The sequence below is a fragment of the Streptomyces sp. NPDC056361 genome (genome assembly GCF_042262805.1).
Lineage (GTDB): Bacteria > Actinomycetota > Actinomycetes > Streptomycetales > Streptomycetaceae > Streptomyces.
In genome coordinates, this window is the sequence record NZ_JBHJQI010000255.1 from 1 (window position 1) to 5,882 (window position 5,882).

The window sequence follows — 5,882 nt, forward strand, 5'->3', positions numbered from 1 at the left end:
GTTCAGAACTTGATGGACGCGACCGTCTGCGTTATCGAGTCCAGGAATCGCTGGATGTCGTCGGCCATGCCGGTGGAGGCGAGGAAGAAGCCGAAGAGGACGGCGACGACGGCCGGACCGCCCTTGAGGTTCCCCCCGCGGATCAGCACCACCAGGATGATTGCCAAAAGCAACACCACAGACAGTGAAATGGCCACAACTGATCACACCCTCGGTCGGTCCCACGTTGCCCACCAGGGAGCCCGTGTCCCGGAACACCCCCCGCTGCCTCCATCGTGCCACCAACCCCCCTGCCCTCGCTGCCGGGTGACGAATCGTCGTGGAGAAGATCACTTCGCCCCGGGGGAGTTGCCGCTCAGGCGGGGCGGGAGAGCAGGAGGAGGGCGCGGTCGTCGTTGACGTCCTTGGCGACGGCCTCGATGAGGTCCCAGGCGACGCCTTCGAAACCGTCGGCGACGCAGCGGTCGGCCTCGCCGGTGAGCCGGTCGATGCCCTCGGCGATGTCCCGGTCGGCGGCCTCGACGAGGCCGTCGGTGAAGAGCATGAGGACGTCGCCGGGGTGCAGCGAGCCCTTGACGGGGTGGAACTCGGCGCCGTCGTAGACGCCGAGGAGGGGGCCTTCGGCGGCCTTCTCCTCCCAGCGGCCGCTGCCCGCGTGGAGTTGGAGGGCGGGCAGGTGGCCGGCGGAGTAGAGCTCGTAGTCGCCGGACTCCAGGTCGAGGACGAGGTGGATCGAGGTGGCGAAGCCCTCGTCCCAGTTCTGCCGGAGCAGGTAGCCGTTGGCGGCGGGGAGGAAGCCGTGCGGCGGGAGCGAGCCGAGGAGGCCGCCGAAGGCGCCGGAGAGCAGCAGGGAGCGGGAGGCCGCGTCCATGCCCTTGCCGGAGACGTCGGTGAGGACGACTTCCAGGGTCCGGCCGCCGTGGGTGCGGGCGGCGACGACGAAGTCGCCGGAGAAGGACTGGCCGCCGGCCGGGCGGAGCGCCATCTCGCGGTGCCAGCCCTTCGGGAGGCGGGGCAGGGCGCTCTGGACGCGGATGCGTTCGCGCAGGTCGAAGAGCATGGTGCCGCCGCGCCGCCAGGGCACGCCGACCCGGGCCCGGAACTGGGCGATGAGCAGTCCGAAGAGGCCGCAGGCGGCGACGACCAGGACCGTGCCGGGGGTGACCCTGGCGGGGCCCTGGGTGTACGGCCCGAGGACGACGGACTCGACGATGAGGGCGCCGGCGGCGGTGGCGTAGAGGCCGAGCAGGCTGGCGGGGCGCAGCAGCAGCCCGCCGGCCACGATGGGCAGGACGAGCGCGGACGGCGCGCACCAGACGGGGTTGAGGATCGTGCCGCAGGCGATGGCCGGGATCATCAGGAGGAGTCCGGCGAAGGCGAGCCGGTCGGAGCCGTCCCCGCGGAAGTAGTCGACGCCTGACTTGCGCAGCGCGACGCGGGCCCGGCGGGCGCGCCTGCGCATCCGGGCCGCGTACGTGTTCACTCCGGCGCGGTGTCCCATTGGCCTGGACCCTATCCACACGGTCCGGCATCGCGCAGGGGTACCCCGGTGACAATGTGCGCGAAATCGGGTCGCCCCGGGCGGGCGCCGCTGATATCGATGGCATATGACGACGGAACTCCGGGTCCTCGACCCGAACGACTGGGACCGCTGGTTCGGGGTGCTCGACCTCGCGTTCGGGGGGCTGCACGAGCCGCCGGACGCGCGGGAGCTGTGGCGGGACCTGACGGAGTGCGAGCGGTCGCTCGGCGCCTGGGACGGGGACCTGTGCGTGGGGACGGCGGGCGCGTTCTCGTTCCGGCTGGCGGTGCCGGGCGGGGCGCTCGTACCGGCGGCCGGGGTGACGATGGTGAGCGTGGCGGGCACGCACCGGCGGCGCGGGATCCTGACCTCGATGATGCGGCGGCAGCTCGACGACGTACGGGCGGCGGGTGAGCCGCTGGCCGTGCTGACGGCCTCCGAGCCGGCGATCTACGGGCGGTTCGGCTACGGTGCCGCGACGTGGACCGAGCACGCGTCGATCGACACGAACCGGGTGCGGCTCGCGGTGCCGGACGGCACGGACGGGGTGGCGCTGCGGCAGGCGGACCTGGTGGAGTCCTCGGCGGCGTGCGAGGAGGTGTACGCCCGGCTGGTGCCGCTGCGGCCGGGGATGGTGGCCCGGGGGCCGGGCTGGGAGCGGCTGCCGCTGCTCGATCCGGAGTCGGAGCGCGAGGGGTCCTCGCCGCGGCTGTGCGTGCTCGCGGAGCGGGGCGGTGAGGTCGTGGGCTTCACGCACTACGCGATCAGGCCGAACTGGTCCTTCGCGGGGGCGGACGGCTCCGTGGTGGTGCAGCAGGTGCTCGCGCTCGACCCGGTGGCGGAGGCGGCGCTGTGGCGGTTCCTGTGCTCGGTGGACCTGACGTCGTCGGTGCGGATCCGGAGCAGTCCCGTGGACGGCGCCTGGCGGCACCTGGTGACGGACGCGCGGCGGTGCGAGGCGACGTCGCGGGAGGGGCTGTTCCTCCGGATCGTGGACGTGGGCGCGGCGCTGGAGGCGCGGATGTACCAGGCTCCGGTGGACGTGGTGTTCGAGGTGGAGGACGCGTTCTGTCCGTGGAACGCGGGGCGTTGGCGGCTGACCGGTGACGCGAAGGGGGCGAGCTGCGTGCGGACCGGGGACGCGGCCGATCTCGCGCTGACCGTGCGGGAGTTGGGGGCGGCGTACCTGGGCGGTACGTCGCTGGTGTCGCTGGCGGCGGCCGGGCGGGTGCGGGAGGTGCGGGCGGGGGCGCTGGTCGAGGCGTCGGTGGCGTTCGGGTCGCCGGTCGCGCCGTGGCTGCCGCACGGGTTCTAGCGTGCCGGGCGTCGTGGGGCAGACGGGAAGGTGACGACAGGCCCTAGCGGACCTGGCAGGTGGGGCACCAGAAGAGGTTGCGGGCGGCGAGGTCGGCGGTGCGGATCTCGCCGTGGCAGATGTGGCAGGGCTGGTGCGTGCGGCGGTAGACGTAGACCTCGCCGCCGTGGTCGTCGACGCGGGGCGGGCGCCCCATGGCCTCGGGGGTGTGCTCGGGGCGGACGGTGTCGATGCGGTTGAGGCGGACGCCCTCGCGCATCAGCGCGGCGAGGTCGGTCCAGATCGCGTCCCACTCCCCCGGCGTGAGGTCCTTGCCGGCGCGGTAGGGGTCGATGCCGTGCCGGAAGAGGACTTCGGCGCGGTAGACGTTGCCGACGCCGGCGATGACCTTCTGGTCCATGAGGAGGGCGGCGATGGTCGTCCGGGACTTCGAGACGCGGCGCCAGGCCTTGCCCGGGTCGTCGTCCGCGCGGAGGGGGTCGGGGCCGAGCCGGTCGTGTATCGCCTGCTTCTCGCCGTCCGTGATCAGCGCGCAGGTGGTGGGGCCGCGCAGGTCGACGTACGCCTCGGGGTTGGCGAGGCGCAGCCGGACGGTGTCCGTGGGCGGCGGGGCCGGGGCGTCGCCGAAGGCGACCTTGCCGAAGAGGCCCAGGTGGATGTGGATCCACTCCCCGTCCCCGAAGCCGAGGAAGAGGTGCTTGCCGTGGGCCTCGGTGGTCTCCAGGACGGCGCCGTCGAGCAGGGCCGCCGAGTCGGCGAACTTGCCCTGGGGGCTGGAGACGCGCACGGGCCGGCCGCCGAACCGCTCGCGGTGGTCGGCGGCCAGCCGGTGGATGGTGTGCCCCTCGGGCATCAGGCGGTCGGCTCCTGCGGGTGGTGCGCCGGGATCGGGGGGAGCTCGCCGGTGGTCTCGTACGTCGACAGCATGTCGATGCGGCGGGTGTGACGCTCGTCACCGGAGTACGGGGTGTTCAGGAAGATCTCGACGAACTTGGTCGCCTCTTCCCGGGTGTGCATCCGGCCGCCGACGGAGATCACGTTGGCGTTGTTGTGCTCGCGGCCGAGGGCGGCGGTCTGCTCGCTCCAGGCGAGGGCGGCGCGGACCCCCTTCACCTTGTTGGCGGCGATCTGCTCGCCGTTGCCGGAGCCGCCGATGACGATGCCCAGGCTGTCCGGGTCGGCGGCCGTCTTCTCGGCGGCACGCAGGCAGAACGGCGGGTAGTCGTCGAGGGCGTCGTAGATGTGGGGACCGCAGTCGACGGCCTCGTGGCCGTGTGCGGTGAGCCACTCGACGAGGTGGTTCTTGAGCTCGAAGCCGGCGTGGTCGGAACCGATGTAGACGCGCATGGTGCCGAGTGTGGCACGTCAGGGGCCGGGTAGCAGGCAGCGGGGTCGGGACCTTCACCCGACCTGGTACGGACCTTCGACTCTCGCGAGGTCGCCCGTACAACGATCCGGAATGGGGTCTTCCGATCACCCCCGCTGACAGTGTTCAATGCTCGGGCTCGCGACCCGAGCGTCCCCCACACGTTAGGAAGCGTTCATGAACACGCAGCCGACCCTGGAGAAGGAAGGCGGAAAGGCCGGTACGGCCGATGTTCCGCAGTCCTCCGATGGTCTCAAGGCCGGGCTCAAGAACCGCCACCTGTCGATGATCGCCATCGGCGGAGTGATCGGTGCCGGCCTCTTCGTCGGCTCGGGATCCGGCATCGCGGCCGCCGGTCCCGCCATCCTGCTCTCGTACGCACTCGTCGGCGCCATGGTCGTCTTCGTGATGCGGATGCTCGGCGAGATGGCCGCCGCCCGGCCGTCCTCCGGCTCCTTCTCCGCCTACGCGGACGTGGCGCTCGGCCGCTGGGCCGGCTTCAGCATCGGCTGGCTCTACTGGTTCTTCTGGGTCGTCGTCCTGGCCGTCGAGGCGACCGCCGGTGCCAAGATCCTGGAGAGCTGGGTCCCGGCCGTGCCCCAGTGGGGCTGGGCGCTCATCGTGATGGTGGTGCTGACCGCGACCAACCTCGGCTCGGTCGCCTCGTACGGCGAGTTCGAGTTCTGGTTCGCCGGCATCAAGGTCGTCGCCATCGGCGCCTTCGTCGTCATCGGCATGCTCGCCGTCTTCGGCGTGCTCCCCGGCTCGGACAACCCGGGCGCGGGATTCGCGCACCTCACCGACAGCGGGGGCTTCTTCCCGATGGGTGCGGGGGCCGTCCTCACCGGTGTGCTGATGGTCGTCTTCTCGTTCATGGGCAGCGAGATCGTCACGCTGGCCGCCGGCGAGTCCGAGGACCCGCAGAAGGCGGTCACGAAGGCCACCAACAGCGTGATCTGGCGGATCGGCGTCTTCTACCTGGGCTCGATCTTCGTCGTCCTGACGCTGCTGCCGTGGAACGACAAGTCGATCGTCGACAAGGGCTCGTACGTCGCCGCCCTCGACTCCATCGGCATCGCGCACGCCGGCCAGATCATGAACGTGATCGTCCTGACGGCCGTCCTGTCCTGCCTGAACTCGGGCCTCTACACGGCCTCCCGCATGGCGTTCTCGCTCGGCCGGCGCGGTGACGCGCCGAAGGCCTTCGCGAAGACCAACGCGCGGGGCGTGCCGACGGCGGCGATCCTCGGCTCCGTCGTCTTCGGCTTCGTCGCGGTCTTCTTCAACTACAAGTGGCCGGACACCGTCTTCGCCTTCCTGCTGAACTCCTCCGGCGCGGTCGCGCTCTTCGTCTGGCTGGTCATCTGCGTGACCCAGCTGCGGATGCGCGGCATCATCCTGCGCGAGTCCCCGGAGAAGCTCGTGGTGCGGATGTGGCTGTTCCCGTACCTGACGTGGGCGACCATCGTCATGATCGTCGGCGTGCTCGGCTACATGGTCTACGACGGCGGCAGCAACCGCGACCAGGTCGTGCTGTCCCTGCTCGTCGCCGCGCTCGTCATCGCGATCTCGCTGGTGCGCCAGCGCTTCGGCACGGCCGACCGGACCGCGGAGCTCTCCGAGCGCGCGTGACCGCGTGGGCCCGCGCGGCCCGCATGCGAGAGGGCCCGCCGTTCCCC

The 5,882-nt window shown here is 71.6% G+C and carries 6 protein-coding genes; 2 read left to right on the forward strand and 4 right to left on the reverse strand.

The window, feature by feature from the left end:
• Positions 1-2: 2 nt before the first annotated feature.
• Both ACFCY7_RS39370 and ACFCY7_RS39375 read right to left on the reverse strand, forming a co-directional pair.
• The gene (locus ACFCY7_RS39370; RefSeq protein ID WP_015033610.1) at positions 3-197 is read right to left on the reverse strand and encodes a hypothetical protein; all 195 of its coding nucleotides are present in this window, start codon (positions 195-197) and stop codon (positions 3-5) included.
• Positions 198-355: 158 nt separating this feature from the next.
• Entirely contained in the window at positions 356-1,501 is a 1,146-nt protein-coding gene (locus tag ACFCY7_RS39375) for a PP2C family protein-serine/threonine phosphatase (RefSeq protein WP_376490895.1), read from the reverse strand.
• Between the two features lie 106 nt (positions 1,502-1,607).
• On the opposite strand from ACFCY7_RS39375, the gene ACFCY7_RS39380 reads away from it, so the two are divergent.
• Complete coding sequence (locus ACFCY7_RS39380; RefSeq protein ID WP_376490896.1) at positions 1,608-2,837, forward strand: GNAT family N-acetyltransferase; 1,230 nt, start codon at positions 1,608-1,610, stop codon at positions 2,835-2,837.
• A gap of 43 nt (positions 2,838-2,880) precedes the next feature.
• Here ACFCY7_RS39380 and ACFCY7_RS39385 read toward each other — a convergent pair whose 3' ends face one another.
• Together ACFCY7_RS39385 and ACFCY7_RS39390 are read right to left on the reverse strand one after the other, a co-directional pair.
• Entirely contained in the window at positions 2,881-3,690 is an 810-nt protein-coding gene (locus ACFCY7_RS39385; protein WP_376490897.1) for an Fpg/Nei family DNA glycosylase, read from the reverse strand.
• Positions 3,690-4,184, reverse strand: a complete 495-nt coding sequence (locus ACFCY7_RS39390; protein WP_376490898.1) for a ribose-5-phosphate isomerase — start codon at positions 4,182-4,184, stop codon at positions 3,690-3,692. Before ACFCY7_RS39390 ends, ACFCY7_RS39385 begins: the two co-directional genes overlap by 1 nt.
• Positions 4,185-4,380: 196 nt before the next feature.
• Here ACFCY7_RS39390 and ACFCY7_RS39395 point away from each other — a divergent pair, with 196 nt between their 5' ends.
• Positions 4,381-5,835, forward strand: a complete 1,455-nt coding sequence (locus ACFCY7_RS39395) for an amino acid permease (protein WP_376490899.1) — start codon at positions 4,381-4,383, stop codon at positions 5,833-5,835.
• The last annotated feature ends 47 nt before the right edge of the window (positions 5,836-5,882 follow it).